The sequence below is a fragment of the Blastopirellula sediminis genome, assembly GCF_020966755.1.
GTDB lineage: Bacteria > Planctomycetota > Planctomycetia > Pirellulales > Pirellulaceae > Blastopirellula > Blastopirellula sediminis.
This window is the reverse complement of sequence record NZ_JAJKFT010000010.1, coordinates 2,245,535-2,264,864: the sequence shown is the minus strand read 5'-3', so window position 1 is coordinate 2,264,864 and position 19,330 is coordinate 2,245,535. Positions and strand designations below refer to the sequence as shown.

Sequence of the window (19,330 nt, the reverse complement as noted above, 5' to 3'; positions counted from 1 at the left end):
GGTATGCTACGTAACTCCGCGGTCTTTGCCCATATGACAATCTTTGTATTTCTTCCCGCTCCCACAGGGACAAGGAGAATTACGTCCAACCCGCTTGCCGGCGTTACGAATCGGTTCGACCACTTCCGGTTCGGTTCCGGTCGAGCCTTCGCTTGATTCGTGCTGACGAGCCATTTCGGCCGCGGCCGAGCCGGCTTCGTCGTGACGAGCTTCGGTTTCGGTCCAGGTCGAGCTGACGAAGTCTTCGTTCAAGCTTTCGATCTTGTAGACCAGGTCGGTGACCCGCTCGCCGATCGACTGCCACATCGTCTCGAATAAACGCATACCTTCGCGTTTGAATTCGACCTTCGAGTCGACCTGAGCGTAACCGGAGAACGCGACGGCGCTCTTCAAGTGGTCCATCGCTAGCAGGTGATCCTTCCAGATCGAATCAATCAGTTCCAGCAAGACGCTCCGTTCCATTCGGGTCATTTCCGGACGATAGCGTTCGTTGACTTCGCGGATCAAACGCTTTTCGAGTTCGGCCCGATCAAGCGACGCGAGTTCATCCGGATCGACGTCTTTCTGGATCGTCGAGCGAATCCAATCGGACAGCGAGTTCAGCTTGCCGTTGCCGCCGCTCACCATCGAGACCGTTTGGCTATCGGAGCCCGATTCGTAGATCGAAGCGACCTTGTCGCGGACCTTCTGCAGCTTTTCGGCCGCTTGCTGGATGTGCCCGCGGCTCTTCTCTTCGAGCAGGCTTTGAATTTCTTCGCGCTGCTTACTCTTGATGTCTTCCAGGTCGATGTTGATCTCAAAGCGTCGCGCGGCCCAATCGACGAGCGCTTCGCGATCCAAACGCGAGCGGCCATCTTTCTTGTCGCTGAACTTGTAGATCCCCGCCAGAACCGGGTATTGCGATTCCTTCTGTTCGTAGGCGTCTTTCGCCTTCTCCAGAATCATGTCCGCGATATCTTTTTTGCTCTTATCGCGGAGGTCTTCGACCGCAACTTGCAAATCGAACTTGTAGCGGACCCAACCGGCCAGGCTCTTGTAGCCGAAGTCGGGATCGAGGAACTTCGCCCCTTCCGACAGGTCGATCTTCTGGATCTGTTCGCGGGCCTTTTCGACCAGCAGCGTATCGACATGATCGCGGCCCACTTTCTTCAGGTCGCGATCGCTGAAGTTGGTCTTCCACATCGAATTGGAGAAGCGGGCCATCGCCTGCCAGTTCCATTCCGACTCTTCTTCTTCGCCCGGCAGGTTTTCGTCAATCGCCGCCATGACGTTCGATTCGGCCTGACGTTCCGCTTCGTCCTTAGCGTGCTCCGACGCGGCATTGATGTCGAGACCGCGATAGTCGCGAGGATCGAGTTCGCACGACAGTTCGACGCCGCCCCAACGGGCGAAGGTTTCGACGCCGTAATCCTTGGCCAGCAGCATGTCGACGAAACGGTCAATCTGCCGCTCGACCATGTCGAGGATCAGCTCTTTGCAGTCGTCGCCGTCCAGAATCCGCTGACGGAAGCCGTAGACGCGCTTGCGCTGCTCGTCCATCACTTCGTCACTTTCGAGCAGATTCTTACGAATGTCGAAGTTGCGTTCTTCGATCTTCTTCTGGGCGCCTTCGACGCGGCGCGTCACCATTCGGCTTTCGATCGCTTCGCCAGGCTTCATCCCGCCGGGCATGTTCATCAGGAAGCCGCGAATCCATTCGCCAAAGAAGATCCGCATCAGGTCGTCTTCCAGCGACAGGAAGAAGCGGCTGCTGCCGGGGTCGCCTTGGCGACCGCAACGACCGCGTAGCTGCAAGTCGATACGTCGCGACTCGTGCCGCTCGGTGCCGATCACATGCAGACCGCCCAACTCGCGGACGACCTTCCCTTCTTCCTTCATCTTTTCGCGCCCTTCGATCTCGGCGATCAGCGCGTCCCACTCTTCGTCCGGCACTTCCAGACGAGTCGGGTATTTGTCTTGCAGTTGCGCCCAAGCGAGCGTTTCGGGGTTACCGCCGAGGATGATGTCGGTACCGCGACCAGCCATGTTGGTGGCGATCGTCACCGATCCGATGCGGCCCGCTTGCGCGACGATGTCGGCTTCGCGGCGGTGCTGCTTGGCGTTGAGGACCTGGTGACGAACGCCGCGGCGTTCGAGTAGGTGCGACAACCGTTCGCTCTTTTCAATCGAGACGGTACCGACCAGAACCGGACGTCCCTTTTTCTGAATGTGGCGAATCTGCGAGCGGGGGAATTCCTGCTTCCCTTTGCTCCCCTTCTCTTCAAAGACGACGACGCTATCGTCTTCACGAAGGATATGGCCCCAGCGTTCGCTGCCGTCTCTCATCTCGAGGACGTCCCACTTGTGGAACCGCTCGATTTCGTCGGCGACCGCTTCGTATTTTTCTTTCTCCGACATGTAGATCACGTCGGGATGGGTGATCCGCTGCATCGTCCGGTTGGTCGGGATCGCGATCACTTCCAACTGGTAGATCTTCCACAATTCGCTCGCTTCGGTCATCGCGGTACCGGTCATACCGCCGATCTTGTCGTACAGCTTGAAGAAGTTCTGCAGCGTGATCGTGGCGAGCGTCTGCGTCTCTTCCTTGATCGGCACCCCTTCCTTCGCTTCGACCGCTTGGTGCAGCCCGTCGCTCCATTGCCGACCATCCATCTTACGGCCGGTATGTTCGTCGACGATGATCACCTTGCGATCTTCGACGACGTAGTTGACGTCGCGAATGTAGAGGAAGTGCGCCTTCAGGGCGTTGTCGATCAGGTGGGGCCACTCCATGTTGCCCGCGGTGTAGAAGCTTTCGACCTTCGCCAGACGTTCCGCTTCGCGCACCCCTTCGTCGGTCAGGTTGGTGCTGCGATCCTTTTCGTTCACTTCAAAGTGAACGTCCTTCTTCAGCGTACGCGCGATGTCGTTGGCGGTTTCGTATTTCTGTTTGTCTTGATTGGCCGGACCTGAGATGATGAGCGGCGTCCGCGCTTCGTCGATCAAGATGTTGTCGACTTCGTCGATGATCGCGAAGTGCAAGCGACCTTGCGATTGCTGCCAATCTTTCGGGAAGCGATCGTCGCCGCGCGCCGCTGGGCGCATATTGTCGCGCAGGTAGTCGAAGCCGAACTCGTTGTTCGTACCGTAGGTGATGTCGCACGAGTACGACTCTTGCCGCTGACGAACCGGCATGTTGCTTTGAATCGTGCCGACCGTCAGGCCGAGACCGCGATAAAGAGGCGCCATCCATTCCATGTCGCGGCGGGCGAGGTAGTCGTTCACCGTAACGACGTGCACCCCTTTCCCTGCCAGCGCGTTCAGATAGGCCGGTAGCGTCGCGACCAGGGTTTTACCTTCCCCGGTCACCATTTCGGCGATCGCCCCCGAAGTCAGCACCATCCCGCCGAGCATCTGCACGTCGTAGTGGCGCATGTTGAGGAAACGCTTCCCACCTTCCCGGCAAACCGCAAACGCCTCGATCATCAGATCGTCGAGCGTTTCGCCGGCGGCAAGACGTTGCTTGAAGAGCCGCGTTTGATCGCGCAGCTCGTCGTCGGTCATCGCTTCGTATTTCGATTCGAGCGCACTAATTGCGTCGACTTTGGATTGCAGTCGTTTCACGTACCGAGCGTTCGACGATCCGAAGATCGACGTGATCAGTCGTTCAAAACCGCCGAGCAGCCCGCCGAAAAACGCGCAAATCTGCTCCCAAATCCGTTCCAAAAGCTCCATCGGTCGCTTTGCTTATGTCGGGTCTAAAAATAGGGAAAGGTTAGAGGTGAAAATGTCCCGAAGAAGACATGAATTGCGCAGGCAAAATGTGCGCAAACCCTTTCCGCTGGGTAGCTTATAAGGATTATATCACCCGGTCAACCGCGCTTCGATCCCGGGCCAACTGGGCTCTTCGCTCAAATCGGGACAATCTTTGCCCCAAGTTGTAGAAGCGCAGGAAGATCGCGACTTCGCGCTTCCTGCGGTTGAAAAGCTCGCGGCTCCCCGAAACAATCATCCAGTCAGCCCTATCTGCAAGCTGCGACTCGACCAAACGCCAGTTTCCTCAACACTTTAGGTCGCCTGACTTTTGAACTCCGCCGTCAAACCTGTAAAAACCCGCGATATTCGCGGAAAATTGATCCTCCTCGGGACAGGGACCTCGGTCGGCGTACCCGCGATCGGCTGCGGCTGCCCGGTTTGCACCAGTAGCGATCCGCATAACAAGCGGATGCGGTGCTCGGTCATTTGGGGTCTGCCGGAAGGAAATCTGCTGATCGACACCCCGCCGGACATGCGGTCGCAGCTGCTGCGGGAAGACATCGGCATCGTCCATGCGGTCGCCTACACCCACGAGCATGCCGACCATTTGTACGGGCTCGACGATTTGCGGCTATTTCAGTTCTACCTGGGGCATTCAGTGCCGCTGTACTGCGAGCCGCAGGTCGAAAAGCGGATCCGCACCGCCTACGACTACGCCTTCTCCAACCTCACGCCGACCCACATCGGCGCCGCGCCAGCGCTAGAATTTCGCGAGATTGGGTTGACCCCGTTTATCACCCAGGGCGCTCTGGTGACCCCGATTCGCCTGAAACATGGCCCGCGGTTCGACGTTCTCGGCTTCCGGATCGGCAATATCGCCTACTGCACCGATACCAACGAAATCCCGGAAGAAAGCTTCCCACTGCTCCAAGGGCTCGACGTCTTGATCCTCGACGCCCTGCGCTTCGATCCTCATCCGACGCACTATTCTTTGGACGAAGCGGTCGCCGTGGCCGAGCGGATCGGCGCCAAGCAGACCTACTTCACCCACATCTCCTGCCGCATGGATCATCAGGAGACGAACGCCAAGCTGCCGCGCAACATGCAGTTGGCCTACGATCGGCAAGAGATTCCACTCTCTTAGCCAGCCACTCCAGTCTTCGCAAACATCCAGCAAGGTATTGCCGAGCTCAATTTCGCTTAATTATTTTTCATTTTTATTGCCACGAACTATTTAGCGCGCAAGTTTCGACGGCTACAATTTCCATAAAGATCGTCTAGTACGGGTCAATCTACCTTTGCCAAGTGCGGCTAAGGTTTGCGCGGGCGGATCTCTCCCCCATTTGGACGATCTCTCATCCATTCATTTGGCGCTATTCTTTTTTCTCATAATTACCTGCGGGAGCACTTCCATGCGCAATTCGCGAGGTTTTACGCTGGTCGAGTTATTGGTCGTCATTGCGATCATCGGCGTTTTGATCGCCCTCCTGCTTCCGGCCGTGCAGCAAGCGCGGGAAGCGGCCCGACGGATGCAGTGCAGCAACAATCTGAAGCAAATGGGATTGGCCTGCCACAACTACATGGACACTTATCCGACCAATCTTCCGCCGGGCGCCTTTTACGTCGCAGCGACCAATACCTGGAACTCGCACGGCCTGGCGGTGGCGATCCTGCCGTTCCTTGAACAGAACTCGCTCTACGACCAATACAACTTTTCGTACTCGCCCGACTCGACGCAGAACGCCAACGTCCGCAAATCGCCGGTCAACGCGTTTTTCTGTCCCAGCTACAACGGTCAAGAGATCAGCACCTCAGCGACCGCGTACTCGGATGGCGCACTCTTCACCTACCAAGGGGTCGGCGGCGTTTATTACAACGACCCAACGAAGGACAGCACGCTAATCTCGGCCGCCCATGGCAGGATTCCGAACAACGGCGTCTTCCGCTTCGACGGCTCTCGTCGCGCCGCCGACATTACCGACGGCATGAGCAATACCTTGATGATCGGCGAGTACACCCATCGCGATCGAACCGGAACCAACAGCGGCTATCCCGGCAACGTTCGCGTCTGGGTCATCGGCGCTCTCAGCAATCAGGCGTATTACGGCGCGAAGGTGATCTATCAAGACACGATCAATTCTCGCCGCGACCGCAATGACGGCGTCGCCTTTAGCCACCTGCCGTTCATCAGTTTGCATCCCGGCGGCGCTAACTTTTTGATGGCCGACGCCAGCGTTCACTTCCTGCCGGAGACGATCGACTTCGACGTCTACCGAGGGTTGGCGACCATCAACGGCGGCGAAACGGCTCAGCTTCCGTAGCGCATCGCCGCGGTTCGCTGGTTTCGCTGACGCGTGGGACGTTTGTTCTTGGAGATTTTCGATGCTGCATTTTGATCGATGGGCCGTCGCCGTTTGTTTCTGCATACTGCTTTTCGGCTGCGGGCGAGGCGCCGGCCTCGATACGGCGCCGACCACCGGCGAAGTCATCTACAACGGCAAACCGCTTCCTTATGGCAGCGTCAGCTTCCGCCCTAAGGCCGGCACTCCCGCAACCGGTGATATCCAACCGGACGGCTCCTTCACCATGTCCACCTATCGCGACGGCGACGGCGCGATCGTCGGCCTGAACGAAGTGCTGGTCAACGTCACCGAAGCCCACGCAGGTACCAGCAAACCGGTCGACCCCGGCATGGAAGCGCCAGTCGCCAAGTCGCTGATCCCGCAGAAGTACACCGCGTTCTCGACCAGCGGAATCACGTTTGAGGTGAAAAAGGGAGAGAAGAATCACCTGGTGATTGAGCTGAAGGACTAGGGGTTGGTTTCGGGATTGCCTGAAGACTCCCGCGCATCCAAGAACTCCTCCAATCCTTCCAGCGTGATCGACGTTCCTTCCCATTCGATGTAGACCAGCTTTGGTTGACGCAACAGCGACTTCAATCCGGCGTCGGTCACCTGCGTATCGGCGAGGCCGATCCCTTTCAGTTTCAGCATGATCGGCAATCGGGCGAGATCTTCATCGGCGATTGGGCAGCCCGACAGATCCAGTTGCTCCAAATTGGGGACGCGGCGGAGCCAGTTAAGCATTTCCGGTCGATAGACGTCGGGATCGATTTCCAGCGCGTAGATCGGCGCCTTCTCGGCTCGCTTGAGCATCGTCACGCCATCGTCGCCAAGCCGGAACAGCGTGTATTGATCATCCAGGCCGACTCCCGCGACGACGCCCGGAGACGACGCGTAAAACTCTTCCATCGAGATCTTTTCAAACTGCCCGTCGGCCCGTTTGACGTAGTAGAGATCATCCAGCCCAGCTCGCGTTTCGGCAATGTGCAACTTCGATCCCGGCGGCGCCGATCGCGCGAAGTATTGCCGTAGCAAACGCCGCTCGTTAGGGAACGGCACTCGCAGATCCCCCCACCCTTCGATCAGTTCCAGCCCTGACTCCGTCGTAATCAACCCATCAGGAACGTTGCCAGAATAAAGAACGCTGGCGATTCCATGATCGACCCAACCGACGTAAAACCCGGCTGGATAGAGGAGCATCAAGGGCGCTACCAACCATTCCCAGCGATACTTCGGCAGTTGCGGCGTGACGTTCCACATTACCCAGCTGCCGACCACCGCCATACATAGATTCCAGGGGATGACGCTGTAGTTCCAGTTGTGCGCCAGCGGCGTCAGAAAGAGAGCGATGCCGCCATGCATCAGCGCGCAAGGAATCGCAGCCCCTCGCGGCCAAAAGATCGCGAGCAAGCCGACGCTCAATTCGCCTAATCCGACTCCCCAACCGACGATCTCGCCAAACTCGCTCGGATCGAGCCCCAAGGACGTCGTGATGCTCCACGCGTTGAAGGTGAACCAGTCAGGCGAAAGCAACTTGTGTAGTCCAGCCCAGCACCAGAGCGACGCGAGAAACCAACGGACCACGCGCAAGCCCCGTTCATCCAGCGTGGCCGCCATCAAGACCGCGGCCGCAATGAACTGCGGCTGCGTCCGGAATTGATCGAAGACGAACGAGAGGAGCAACGTTGCGACATGCACGACCCAGCCTAAGCGCGGACGAACCAGAGTCAGCGCGAGCGTCGTCAGCAACAAAATGCCGAATGGAACTTGCGGGAGATCGATCGCCGGCAAATGAACCGGCGCCTCACGAACTTGCCACAACGGCCATGTGTACAAGATCGTAATCGCTTGCGTCAGAACGCAGGCGATCAACATGCCGTACTGCCGCTTCGACAAGCCGGGCGATGGCATTTCGCCTGCGGATGGACCCTCCAAACGAGTAAGTTCCGACTCGGTAGTTATCGAACTGGTAGTCACCGATATTCAGCCCGCTTAAACGGATGCCGCCTGGTTTCGCGCCTACCCCAACAAGGCGCGCAACCCAAAGCGACAATTTCCGTTGTGACACAAACCGCTGCCCATGTCCATGCGAATGGTCCCCTCGCGAAGATTGCTTCTCGCTTCTTCTCGCAGGCCGAGAGCGAGACGATTGCGATAGCAAATGAGACGCTGGCGCCAACGGTGAGATGAAAGAACGCTTAAATGAGACGCATTCGGCTCGACTCAAAAACGGCCTTGGCCATAATGGCGGCTTCGGCGGCAACCCTACGTTGCGCCGGCACGATTTCGGCCAGCCCCCGAGGCACATCGCCTCCTCTCCCCTCGTCTTGAAATTGAGCCCAAGAAATCAAATGCGAAAGAATCGCCGACTCGAGATTACTGCCCACAATCCCGCCGCCGAGACGCTAGAGTTGCGACTCTGTTTGTCGAGCGTCGGCTGGGACGGCGCCGGCCAAGGCTCCGCGACGCTGACCTATTACGTCGGTCAGGTCCCGGAAAGCTTTAGTCTCACCCAAGCCGAGGTCGAATCGGCCGTCTCCGCCGCTTTAAAAGCGTGGAGCGACGTGATCGACGTTACCTTTGTCGAAACGACGATCGCCAACTTACGCGATTCGATAGACATCGAATTCGGTTCGATCGACGGATCCGGCGGCACGCTCGCCCAAGCCTACTTTCCCGATGACGTGAACCCGGCCATCATCGCCGGCGACGTGCTGGTCGACATCGCCGAGACCTGGGAGATTGGCAACAACCTTGGCTCGGCCGCGTTTGACCTGACCTACGTACTAGTCCATGAACTGGGACACTCGCTCGGCCTGGAACATTCCGATACGCCCGGCTCGGTGATGTACCCCAGCGTCTCCCCCTCGAAATCGTTCACCGAGCTTTCGTCCGAAGATGTCGACGCCGCCCTTGCTCTCTACGCTCCGGCCGAACTGACGACCGCCGCTCCGGACGACACGCCGACCGAAGAAACCCCGACGGAGGAGACTCCGACCGACGAGCCCCCCACCGAAACGCCGCCGACCGATCCGACCGAAGACCCCACGGAAGATCCGACCGACAACCCGGATGACGGCGAGGACGACCCGCCGACCGACGAAGACCCGGAAGACGATCCGGAAGAAACTCCGCCGTCGGAAGATGATCCGACCGAAGATCCGACCGATCCGGATGACGACGAAGACGATACCGACCAGCCGCCGACCGAAGAGGAACCGACCTTCCCGCCGTTTGGCCGTCGCTGGGGACGCAGCCCGTTCTCAGGCTTCTCACCCCGTTCAGGCCGCGGTCCGTTCCAACGGTTTGCCGGAAATACCCCGCAGAACAGCGTCACTGAGACGAGCCCGATCAGCGAACTCTTCGTCTTCGTACTTAATCGACGTCGCTAATCGGTAACGGCGCCAAATAGTAGCCCGAGGCGCGAGCCGAGGGAATGCCGCGCCCGGTCCAACCAACACCAAACTTAAAATGCCGCTCGGCCGAAGGAACGCTTCCTCCGCCGCGCGGCATTCTTCTATTCTTGCGGCCGCATTCCCTCGGCTCGCGCCTCGGGCTACGATCGCGATCCGACGCCGCATCACGCCAACGACTGACGCCACCTTTGTCGCTTGCACGATTGCTCGACTTCTGGGAAAATTCAAGCTGCTGGACGCCAGCGCCTGATCACCGCGTGACGTCCGGTTGTGCTTCTCACCTCGGTTTGGGACCGGGTTTAACCACGGCGGGAATTCTTCCCCTGGCAGCGTAGTTCGACGTCCAATCAGTCGTGCGGTTCATTTTGCGCAAACGCGATGGCGATGCGCCGGCGCTCAAGGTGCGCGCTGGTGAAGGAAAAGAGGTCGCATGGCCCGCCGACAAAAAAAATTGCGTGCGGTCCAGTCCACTCCGAGTTCAAAAAAACAGGAGGTGCGGTCCATATGATCGGCACTGACTGATGGGACGGCGCCGCATGTCGCCAGAGAAAAAAAACGGAGCAGTCCAGTCCACTCTCGGAGAACGAAAAAAAGAGGGCGTGCGGTCCAGTCGGCCTCCCCTATTCGCATCAGCAAATCCCCCAGATTGCCCTGCGGGGCGGATGGGTAAGTTGACGTAAAAAAATTCGAGTGCGGTCCAGTCCAGTGGCTGACCAAGTCGCTCGGTAGGTCGAAGGAAGACACGGCTCACAGAGCCGTGGCACGCTTAGAAAAAAAATGTGATGTCCGGTCCAGTCGGCTGATTCGTCATGCGGGCTTCGACATTCGTCATTGACTTGCGGCCGCATTCCCTCGGCTCGCACCTCGGGTTAGTTTTTATCGACTCGCTCGGCGGTCCAGGCTTCGCATTTGTAGACCACTTCGATCTGGGGGATTTCCTCGCGCTGCAGGTAGTCCGACAGGTCCGTTAGGAACGCCTCCAAGCGTTCTGGTCCGGCGACATTGGCCAGGCGATTGTGGCTGCGCCAAAGTTGGAGGTAGCGATCCGGCGACATCAGGACGGCATGCTTCGTTTCGTTCCGCGCGACGAAGCGAAAGTCGCCGGTCGATTCGAGCAGTTGATCCCAGTCGCGATTGCGGTACGCCTCGTTGAAGTCAGGAACATGGCGGCGGATCGCTTGCTCGGTCCAGCCGACCGTCGTGCCGCTCGCCGCGACGCGGTTGTTCCAGAGAACGGTGAACTTCCCTTGCGGACGAAGAATGCGACGAATTTCGGGCAGCGCCTTAGGCGGATAGGCCCAATGGAACGCCTGCGCGGCGAATGCCCAAGCTTGCGACTGATCGGGTAAACCGGTCGCCTCGAACGAGCCGTCGACCCAAACGGCGCCAGGCACGTCGGCATGTTCGCGCATCGCCTCGTTCGGTTCGACGGCCGTGACGCGAAAGCCGGCTTCGACCAGCAAACGGGTCGAGATTCCGGTTCCGGCGCCAAGATCGACGACCGGATCGCCGGCGTCGACGCCTGCGTTTTCCGCTAGCAGCGAAATAAATTCAGCCGGATATCCGGGGCGGGAGGGGCCGTAGGCGGAGGCTTGATGCGAGAAATCGCCGAGGGAAGACATGCAAATACCTGTGGATGGGATGAAACGAAACGGCGGTTCGCCTTGCCTCGGTGGGGCGCCAGCATTTAATATGCGGGCACGCATTTCGAACGGGCTCGTCGCTGCACCGGAAGCAATCCGAAACGGCTCGTTCGACATTCAGGGAAGGAGAGCGGCCATGGCTGAGACCGATTCGCCGCGAATACTGATCATTCGGCTGAGCGCACTGGGCGATGCGATCCTTACGCTTCCGCTCCTCTGTGCGCTCCGCGAGAAATATCCGGGCGCTCACATCACGTGGCTGGCCGAACCGGTCGCTGCTCAAATTTTAGCTGGCCACCCCTGCCTGGACCAACTGTTGACGGTTCGCAAAGGTTGGCTGAAACGCCCCGGCGAGATCCTCGCGATCCGCCGCAAGCTGCAGGACGCCAAGTTCGACATCGTCTTCGACGTCCAGGGCCTGACCAAAAGCGCCGCCGCCGGGTGGCTCAGCGGTGCGCCGCGGCGGATTACGTTCGCCCGCGGCCAGGCCCGCGAACTGGCTCCCAATCTGGCGACCGAACTGGTGACGCCGCGGCAAACGCATGTCGTCCGTCGCTATTTGGAACTTGGTCAGGCGGTCGACATTTACTCGCCGTCGATTGAGTTTCGCCTGCCGATCGACGAACAGGCCCGTAGCGAGGTGAGCGCGATTCGCCGCGAGATGGACCGCGCTCGCAACTTCGCCGTCCTCAATCCGGGCGCCGGCTGGTTCAGCAAGACCTGGATGCCGCAGCGGTTCGCCGACGTCGCCAAGCACCTGAGCGACAAGTACCAACTCCCGTCGCTGGTGACTTGGGGGAACGAGAAAGAAGCGGATTGGGCCGAAGAGATCGCCCAAATGTCGCACGGCGCCGCGGCGGTTGCGCCCAAGTTGTCGCTTTCGCAACTGAAGGAACTCTACCGCGGAGCGAACCTGTTCGTCGGCTGCGATACCGGCCCGTTGCACCTGGCCGCGGCGGTCGAGACCCCCTGCATCGCCCTGTTCGGCGTCACGCCGATCGAACTTTGCCGGCCGCTCGGACCGCATCAAAAAGTTGTCCAGGCCTACTATCAGCCCCTCACGTCGCGGCAAAGGGCCCGAGCCGGCAACGAGGCGATGCGGGCCATTTCGACGTCGATGGTGATCGAAGCGATCGAATCGCTCTTCGAGCCGCAAAGCCGGGAAGCGGCCTAACGATCGGCGCCGTATAATCGAGCGAACTTCTCGCTCAGCGGAATGCGATGGAAAAGCTAATGCGCAAACTCGACGGGTCGACTCTCTTTCTCGCGGCGATGATCGCCGTCGCGATCGCCGTGCTGGGCTACATGGGCTACTCTCAGTACCAGAACTCGACGCAACCGGCGGCGCTGGCGGTTCCGACCGAAAAGCTGGAAGACTACGCTCCGTTCGACGGCGCCAAGGCGATGGAGTACCTGGAAGGGATGTGTGCGATCGGGCCGCGAGTCAGCGGTTCGCCCGGCATGGCTCGCCAGCAAGTGTATCTGACCAAGATTCTGGAAGCGGCCGGCGGCCAAGTGACCCGGCAAGAGTTTGACGTTCGCCATCCCGAAGATGGCTCGCGGGTGCCGATGGCCAACCTGATCGCTCGCTTTCATCCCGATCGAGCCGATCGGATCTTACTCTGCGCTCACTACGACACGCGTCCCTTTCCCGACCAAGATCCGATCAACCCGCAAGGAACGTTCGTCGGCGCCAATGACGGAGCGAGCGGCGTCGCGGTGCTGTGCGAATTGGCGCGGCATCTCCCCAATCTGAAATCGAACGTCGGCGTCGACATCGTGTTGTTCGACGGCGAAGAGCTGATTTACGACAACCGCCGCGACCCTTACTTTTTGGGCTCCGAGTATTTCGCGCGCGACTACGCACAAAACCCGCCGGCACATCGCTATCGTTACGGCGTGTTGCTCGACATGGTGGGCGACAAAGACCTGCAGATCTTTGAAGAGAAGAACAGCCTCCGCTATCCCGACGTTCGGCCGCTGGTGCAAGAGATCTGGGGAACGGCGCGGAAGCTGGGGATTCGCGAGTTCATCGCACGGCCGCGCCATGACGTGCGCGACGACCACTTGGTGCTGAACGACATCGCGAAGATCCCCACGTGCGACATCATCGACTTCGACTATCCGAATCCCGGCTACGGCCCGAAGTACTGGCACACCGAGAAAGATATCCCTGCAAACTGCTCGGCGTTATCGCTTGCCAAGGTCGGCAAAGTGATTCTGACGTGGCTTAACGACCTGGAGCCGTCGCGGTAAGGAATTGCCCGCGGATCTCTTCCCACTGCCTAACGCTGGTATTTCATGCTCATTTCGGCAATCGTCGCTTCGCTGCTGCTGTGCCTGGCCATTTTGATGCACGGGATGAATCAGGCCTCGTGGCGTCGCTCCTCCAACGATCCGGAACAACAGGACTACCAGCGCAGTTTCCACGCTCAGCGATTTCAGCGGCGGACGGCGGTCTGCTACATCCTGGCCGGAATCGCGGCGGCGATCATGATCGGCCACTTCATTCCCCACTCGATCTATTACCTGATCTTTTGGGGCTGCGTGTCGCTGTTGGTCCTGTGGATGATGGTGTTGGCGATGGTCGACATCATGGCGACTCGCAACTTGCTGCTGATCGAGCGCGATCGGCACATCGCCCGGCGTCGCGCCTTGGAACAGCAATACGGCATGCGGCGCGAGAAAAAAGAGACGCCGCCCGAAGAAGCGGCCAAAGAAGAGAAGCAAGACTAGGGTCCCCAAGAAAGCGCCAAAGGCCGTTCCCGAAGGAAGCGACCTTTGATATTGCGCCGTTCCTGATTGGTACGTTAGCGACTAGGTTCCGGTCATCCCGGCAGGGATTTCTCCCTTGTCGTTCAGATCGAAATCAAAGTGCCGCTCGGAATCAGAAATCGTAATTCGCAATTTTGATTGTCGATTGTAGGTAGCCGGCAGAATCTGCACTTGATCGGAAGTAATCCCTCGTTCGATCTCTTCTCGCGTGGGATTCTTCTTTTCGACCGTTTTGTTGGCGTAAATCTGTACGGCGATATTGCCAGGAGAAGACTTCCCCCGCACGATCTGCCCGTTTTCGATCAGGCCCCCGCCGGACGAGCCGCGGCCGTCGACCGGGGTGAACGAAATGGAACCGTTTTCGACAGGCTCGCCGTTGAACATGACGTTGCCGGTCACCTTGATCATGCCGTCGCTTTTCCCGCAACCGACCAGAGCGGCCATCAGGACGGCGAAGCCGACCGCTCCCCAAACGTTATGAAGATTAAAATTCGTCATCGGAATATGCTCCGCCAGAAATGTGTGATGCGACGCGAGCGGCGAGCGAAGGTGCAACTCGCCGCTTCGCCCCCTTTGGGCTGCGTTACTTGCTGATGACTTCCCCACCGCCGGTCGACGTCATCGCACGCCAGGTCCAGATGTCAATCGTTTCCGGCACGAACGAGACCGAACCGTCGAAGTTGCCGACATTGACGCCGCCGGGATGCATGCTGAACGCGGCGTAGGTCGCGCTTTCCCAATTACCCGACGAATGGCAAGGAATTTTGTGCGTCGGGTAGTCGTTCGGGTTCCAGCAGCGACGACCGCCGTCTACCGACGACTTGGTGTTCGGCGTCAGGTAGCCGGTGAAGCCGGCGCCGTTGCTGAAGATCGTCACGGCGTAACCCCCTTGCCAACCCGAAGTGGTTTGATTGACCGGAACTTCACCCAGCATCACCGTGTTGCTGGTACCGTCGGTCACGACCGCCAAGTTGAAGATCTTGTCCATGCGGAACGCGGAACCGCCGTTTTTGTAGGTCCAGAGGCCGTCCCAGTTATTGGCGTCATGCTGGGCGTAGTTGGTGTTGCCGACGCAAACGGCGTAGCTGGCCCGCTGATGCGACCAACTGCCGAGGGTGCCGTCCGAGTTCAACTCGCCGATCGTCATGTTGTCCGACGGGCAAGACATCACCGACAACGAGGTGCCGCGATAAATCGGATTACGACCGCCGTTGACGCGATCAGTCCAATCCAACGTATCGTAAATCGCGTTCTGTTCGAGGAACGGCAAAATGCGTCCTTCCCACGAAATGGTATCCCCGGCCCAACCGCTGAAGCCGAGATACGGCAAGTTGCGATAGGTGTCGTGGTAGTTGTGAATCGCCAGCGCGACGTTCTTGATATTGCTTACGCACTGGGTGCGACGAGCCGCTTCGCGAGCTTGTTGAACCGCCGGCAAGAGCAACGCGATTAAGACGCCGATGATGGCGATTACGACCAAAAGCTCAACAAGCGTGAAGCCTGATCGCGATTTAGAAATGGACATGATAGATGGCCTTCGACGAGAAACAAAAAAAGTTCAGGAACACCTGAATTCTAAGTTGATCCCAAAGCTCATCAATGAGTTTTGAACAACCGGCTTTTGAGTTCCTTTACATCGTATTTAGGAAAGAAATAACCCCACTGAACTTTCGTATGAGGATTTTTGCCTGGTTTAATCTGGCGCAATCCTACCATAGGTGGCAAGTAAGGGCTTTTTTCCCTTACACGGAGGGAGACGAAGCTTAGAGACGGGGCCCAGTTGCGCCTTTGCAGAGAGGGCCTGCGGAAACCCGAAGCTGAGTCGCTACTGAGCTGCCGGCGCCGCTTCGGTTTTTGCCGGAGAGTCGGTGCGACGAAAGATCATCGTGATTTCGTTGCCATGCTCATTGAAACGGACGTCGTCCATGAAGGTCCGAATCAGGAACAACCCCCGACCGCTGGGACGCGTCAGTTGTTCGATGTCTTCCGGGTCGTAGTGGACCTTAGAAACGTCGAAGCCGGGCCCTTCGTCCCGCACGATGTAGTGCGATTCGTTGCCCAGTTCGCGAGCGGTGAAAAAGACGCGGCGTTCGTGATAGGGAGCGATACTGCGCCGCCGCGCCGCTTCTTCAAAGTAGCGATCGCCGCCCGACTCCTTCAGCGACGAACTGAGCTCAAGGTTGCCATGATGCATCGCGTTGCGGATCGCCTCGTCGAGTGCGATGCCGACTCGCAGTAGCTGACTGTCGTCGAGATGACGGAACTGCTTCAGGTAGTGTTGGACATGCGCCGTAACTGCGCCGATCAATTGCACGTCGTTTTCGAGGACGAAATGAAACTCGGTCTGACTCCAACATTGCCCCAGCCGCGCTTGCTGCCGATCGTGATGGGCCGACGCCAGAACCTTGCCCAGCGTTTCCATCAGCGAAGCGGCGAGATTCCGTTTCGGGACGTAACTGGCCGCGCCGCGCTGCAGCGCCGTAATCGCCAGCTCTTCGCTGCCGAACGCCGTCATCAGCACCGCCGGAATCAGGGGAAATTGCTCGCGGATTCGCTCGACCAGCTCGAGCCCGTCCATCCCCGGCATCTGCATGTCGGTCAACACGACGTCGGGGCGAAAATCGGGGATGGCGCGAAGCCCCTCTTCGCCGGACGCGGCGAGGGCGACCTGGAGATTGCCCCGATTGTTGTTCGCCAACAGCCCTTCGATCAGCGTTCGATCGACCGGGTTATCGTCTACAACCAGGATTCGAATTTCGTCGTAACCGGTGACGTACAACCCGCCCGGCTGCGGCGATTCGGCACGAACATCCTGCTCTGGCGACGACATTGGACCGGAGATTCCCGACGATTCCCGATTGCTTCCGCTTTCGTGCTGGAAGCGACAATCGTTCAGCGTATGCGGAAACGCGGTGACTCTCGTTTGCTTCGAGTTAAGTTCTTGCGAAGAAAAGGGCGTATGACCACTGGCAACGAAAGATGGGCAAATGCAATGGACTACTTTTCAGGAAGCAGGGGAACGAAGTCGAACAGCTCGCCATATTGCTTGTCATCCAGTTCGATGTCGAAGGTAACCATCTGCAAGCCGTGCGCCGACTTGTTCCGGTCGATCGTAAGTTTGACCGGGTACTTCTCTCGGCTCTCGGCAGCGACCGTTCCGGTCAAAATCGGCGGATCGGCGGTCACCCCTTCCGGCAGTCGCAGCTCAATATGATGCTGTTGCGGCATGCTGCGGAAGTTGCGAACCGTGATCGTCACTTCCTGTTCGGTCTCTTGGCTCAGATCAACGCGATAAGGATAGGCCGAAACCCAATAGGGATCGAACAGATACTCGTAGTCCTTCTCCGGCAGGATCTCACGAAACAGACCGGCCATCTCCTTCGACCAGTTGTGATACCGCTCGAGCATCGCTTGCGGCTCGGGCATCACGTACGAATGAGCCGCCATCACAATATCGGGTTTCAGATCCAGCAGATACTTACTTCCCAGGATGTGCCCTTCTTCCAGGATCGCGCTGTTGCGACAGACGAAACAGTCATGCGCCGTCTGCGTTTCGTCGCGGGGGTTCCCGAACAAGTTGTCGCCGGTAAACGCGATCCGCTTGCCGTCGATCTCCAGCCAGAGACAGTTGCCGAACTCGGTTTGTCCAGGCATCCAGTCGACATGGATCGTGTACCCTTCCCACTCAACCGTTTCGCCATCTTTGAAGCCCTTGTCGATCTTCATCCCGTCGAAACCATCGCCATAGGTCGAGACGAGCGCGGCGTAATCATACCGCCGTGGATGCTCGCAGCGGTCGACAATCTTGTCGAGCGTCCAGGCCTTCGCCCCATACTTTTCTTTGAGCAGCGGCCCCAGCAGGAAATGATCGCCGTGCATGTGCGAGATCCAGAAGGCGTCAATCTGCTTCAGCCCCAGATGTTGCCGCATGCCGAGGATCATCTCTTCCAGCACCGGCTTCGGAAAAAGTCCGCAGTCGAGAATCAACCCATGCCCGTTGTCGGAGATAATGATGTAGAAGTTGCGCCCCATGAAGTCGTGGCTCAACTTGTAGAGATGCGGCGTCACACGACGGATCTGCGGCACAGCGGTCGGCTCCGAAATCGCGTCATGCTCCAGCGGATCTTTGTTGAAGACCGGATACCCTCGCACGTAGCTGGCGCGAAACCGGGTCAGCTTTTCGCGATAGTCGCGCAGCTGCTGATCGGCGCCTGCGATCACCGGACCTTGCACCGGAAACGCCACGTCGATCTTTTCGCCGATCAACTGATCGACCGAAGCGAGCAGCGCATCAATGCCGATCGCGAAACCATAATCCCACTCGGAATCGTACCAGTGAACGACCTGAGCTCCGTCATGCATCACGCCGCCGGAGAACGCATAGGTCTTGCCATCCTTCTGCAGCAGATAGGTCATACTCCCCGGCGCATCGCCGGGCGTCGCCAAACATGTCAGCTGATACCCGTGCCATTCAAACAGATCACCCGGTTCCAGCGCACGATCAACGACGATCGGTTCGCGTGGCGGGCGAGCGTAGCTCGCGCCATAGACCGTGTACTTATCCCCCAACTTCGGGAACCATTTGCGATACTCGGTCGGAGCGGCCAGGATCTCCGCTTCGACAGCCGGCGCGGCGATCTTCGTTTCGCGTTTGCTCAAACGCGCGATCCCTTGCAGGTTCTCGCGATGATGATTGTTGATCAGCAGCCAATCGACCTGCTTCACGCCGATCTTGTCGAGCTGATCGAGAACCGATCCGTCTCCCAAGTTGAACAGGATCGCCGCATCGCCATCCTTCAACACATAGACGTTACACGTACTGTCGTATTGATAGAGATCCGGCAACGCCTCTTTCGCCGGCTGATGAAACTCGGCCGCCGACGCATGGGCCGACAAGAATGCTAACCACAACAGCAAGCAGCAGGCATAGCGAATCGGTAGCATCGAAACGATCCTGGAAGGAGATTGGAGGCGGGGACTTGCTCAGGCCCAATCTAACCTCCAGCGACGACGCCTGCAAAGTTTCTCGCCTCCGGCAGAGCGGTTTTCCTCACGCCGCGCAGCGACAATTTGGCGATCTGGGAGAGGGGAAGAAGCGCGTGATCACTCCACAAGAATCAGCCGCCGGCTTCCTCTACGCGAGTTTCTTCAAGACGGAACCGGGCGAACGTGCAACAGCACAACCCGAGTCGGCGCCAGTCGACAAATAGGCCCCGCGGGTAAGTAAGACAGAAAAAGGCATCCCCGGCAGGGATCGAACCTGCAACATCCCGCTTAGAAGGCGGGTGCTCTATCCAGTTGAGCTACGGGGACACGTGCAGCAAGCTGCCGCCTAATTCTAGCAAAATCGGACCGTCGCCATAGGCGGCGCCCATTAGACGCAACCAACGCCGCCGAGGATCGCACTCGGTGGCTAGTT

At 58.6% G+C, this 19,330-nt stretch carries 14 protein-coding genes and 1 tRNA gene; 7 read left to right on the top strand and 8 right to left on the bottom strand.

What is annotated here, in order from left to right:
• Positions 1-6: 6 nt before the first annotated feature.
• Positions 7-3,714, bottom strand: coding sequence for a preprotein translocase subunit SecA (locus LOC68_RS28805; protein ID WP_390623389.1), 3,708 nt, complete (start codon positions 3,712-3,714; stop codon positions 7-9).
• 397 nt (positions 3,715-4,111) lie between these two features.
• On the opposite strand from LOC68_RS28805, the gene LOC68_RS20810 reads away from it, so the two are divergent.
• The 3 genes from LOC68_RS20810 (at position 4,112) to LOC68_RS20795 (ending at position 6,549) form a co-directional block, all read left to right on the top strand.
• Positions 4,112-4,879 carry an MBL fold metallo-hydrolase gene (locus LOC68_RS20810; protein WP_230222314.1) on the top strand — a complete coding sequence of 256 codons (768 nt, stop codon included), beginning with the start codon at positions 4,112-4,114 and terminating at the stop codon, positions 4,877-4,879.
• 268 nt (positions 4,880-5,147) lie between these two features.
• Positions 5,148-6,056, top strand: a complete 909-nt coding sequence (locus LOC68_RS20800; protein WP_261360168.1) for a DUF1559 domain-containing protein — start codon at positions 5,148-5,150, stop codon at positions 6,054-6,056.
• Positions 6,057-6,117: 61 nt separating this feature from the next.
• Positions 6,118-6,549: a hypothetical protein gene (locus LOC68_RS20795; protein WP_230222312.1), complete on the top strand. Its 432-nt coding sequence runs from the start codon at positions 6,118-6,120 to the stop codon at positions 6,547-6,549.
• Here LOC68_RS20795 and LOC68_RS20790 read toward each other — a convergent pair.
• A complete protein-coding gene (locus LOC68_RS20790) occupies positions 6,546-7,988 on the bottom strand; it encodes a MauE/DoxX family redox-associated membrane protein (protein WP_230222311.1) in 1,443 nt (480 codons plus the stop codon). The genes LOC68_RS20795 and LOC68_RS20790 overlap by 4 nt on opposite strands.
• A gap of 440 nt (positions 7,989-8,428) precedes the next feature.
• On the opposite strand from LOC68_RS20790, the gene LOC68_RS20785 reads away from it, so the two are divergent.
• A complete protein-coding gene (locus LOC68_RS20785) occupies positions 8,429-9,469 on the top strand; it encodes a matrixin family metalloprotease (protein ID WP_230222309.1) in 1,041 nt (346 codons plus the stop codon).
• A gap of 893 nt (positions 9,470-10,362) precedes the next feature.
• Here LOC68_RS20785 and LOC68_RS20780 read toward each other — a convergent pair.
• Complete coding sequence (locus tag LOC68_RS20780) at positions 10,363-11,115, bottom strand: class I SAM-dependent methyltransferase (protein WP_230222307.1); 753 nt, start codon at positions 11,113-11,115, stop codon at positions 10,363-10,365.
• A gap of 157 nt (positions 11,116-11,272) precedes the next feature.
• Here LOC68_RS20780 and LOC68_RS20775 point away from each other — a divergent pair, with 157 nt between their 5' ends.
• From LOC68_RS20775 to LOC68_RS20765, 3 genes are read left to right on the top strand one after another with little or no spacing between them, the layout of a single operon-like run.
• Positions 11,273-12,310 carry a glycosyltransferase family 9 protein gene (locus LOC68_RS20775; RefSeq protein ID WP_230222305.1) on the top strand — a complete coding sequence of 346 codons (1,038 nt, stop codon included), beginning with the start codon at positions 11,273-11,275 and terminating at the stop codon, positions 12,308-12,310.
• Between the two features lie 59 nt (positions 12,311-12,369).
• On the top strand, positions 12,370-13,392 hold the full coding sequence (locus tag LOC68_RS20770; protein WP_230222303.1) for a M28 family peptidase: 1,023 nt from the start codon (positions 12,370-12,372) through the stop codon (positions 13,390-13,392).
• A gap of 45 nt (positions 13,393-13,437) precedes the next feature.
• Entirely contained in the window at positions 13,438-13,872 is a 435-nt protein-coding gene (locus LOC68_RS20765; protein ID WP_230222301.1) for a hypothetical protein, read from the top strand.
• A gap of 81 nt (positions 13,873-13,953) precedes the next feature.
• Here the strand turns inward: LOC68_RS20765 and LOC68_RS20760 are convergent, their stop codons facing one another.
• The 5 genes from LOC68_RS20760 to LOC68_RS20740 all read right to left on the bottom strand — a co-directional run bounded on the left by LOC68_RS20760 (position 13,954) and on the right by LOC68_RS20740 (position 19,224).
• Positions 13,954-14,409 (bottom strand): hypothetical protein, encoded by a 456-nt coding sequence (locus tag LOC68_RS20760; RefSeq protein WP_230222299.1) that lies wholly within the window; start codon positions 14,407-14,409, stop codon positions 13,954-13,956.
• A gap of 85 nt (positions 14,410-14,494) precedes the next feature.
• Complete coding sequence (locus LOC68_RS20755; RefSeq protein ID WP_230222297.1) at positions 14,495-15,436, bottom strand: DUF1559 domain-containing protein; 942 nt, start codon at positions 15,434-15,436, stop codon at positions 14,495-14,497.
• A gap of 300 nt (positions 15,437-15,736) precedes the next feature.
• Positions 15,737-16,741, bottom strand: a complete 1,005-nt coding sequence (locus LOC68_RS20750; RefSeq protein ID WP_230222295.1) for a response regulator — start codon at positions 16,739-16,741, stop codon at positions 15,737-15,739.
• 167 nt (positions 16,742-16,908) lie between these two features.
• Positions 16,909-18,855, bottom strand: a complete 1,947-nt coding sequence (locus tag LOC68_RS20745; RefSeq protein WP_230222293.1) for an MBL fold metallo-hydrolase — start codon at positions 18,853-18,855, stop codon at positions 16,909-16,911.
• A 295-nt stretch (positions 18,856-19,150) separates the two neighbouring features.
• A tRNA-Arg gene (locus tag LOC68_RS20740) sits at positions 19,151-19,224 on the bottom strand.
• Positions 19,225-19,330: the final 106 nt, after the last annotated feature.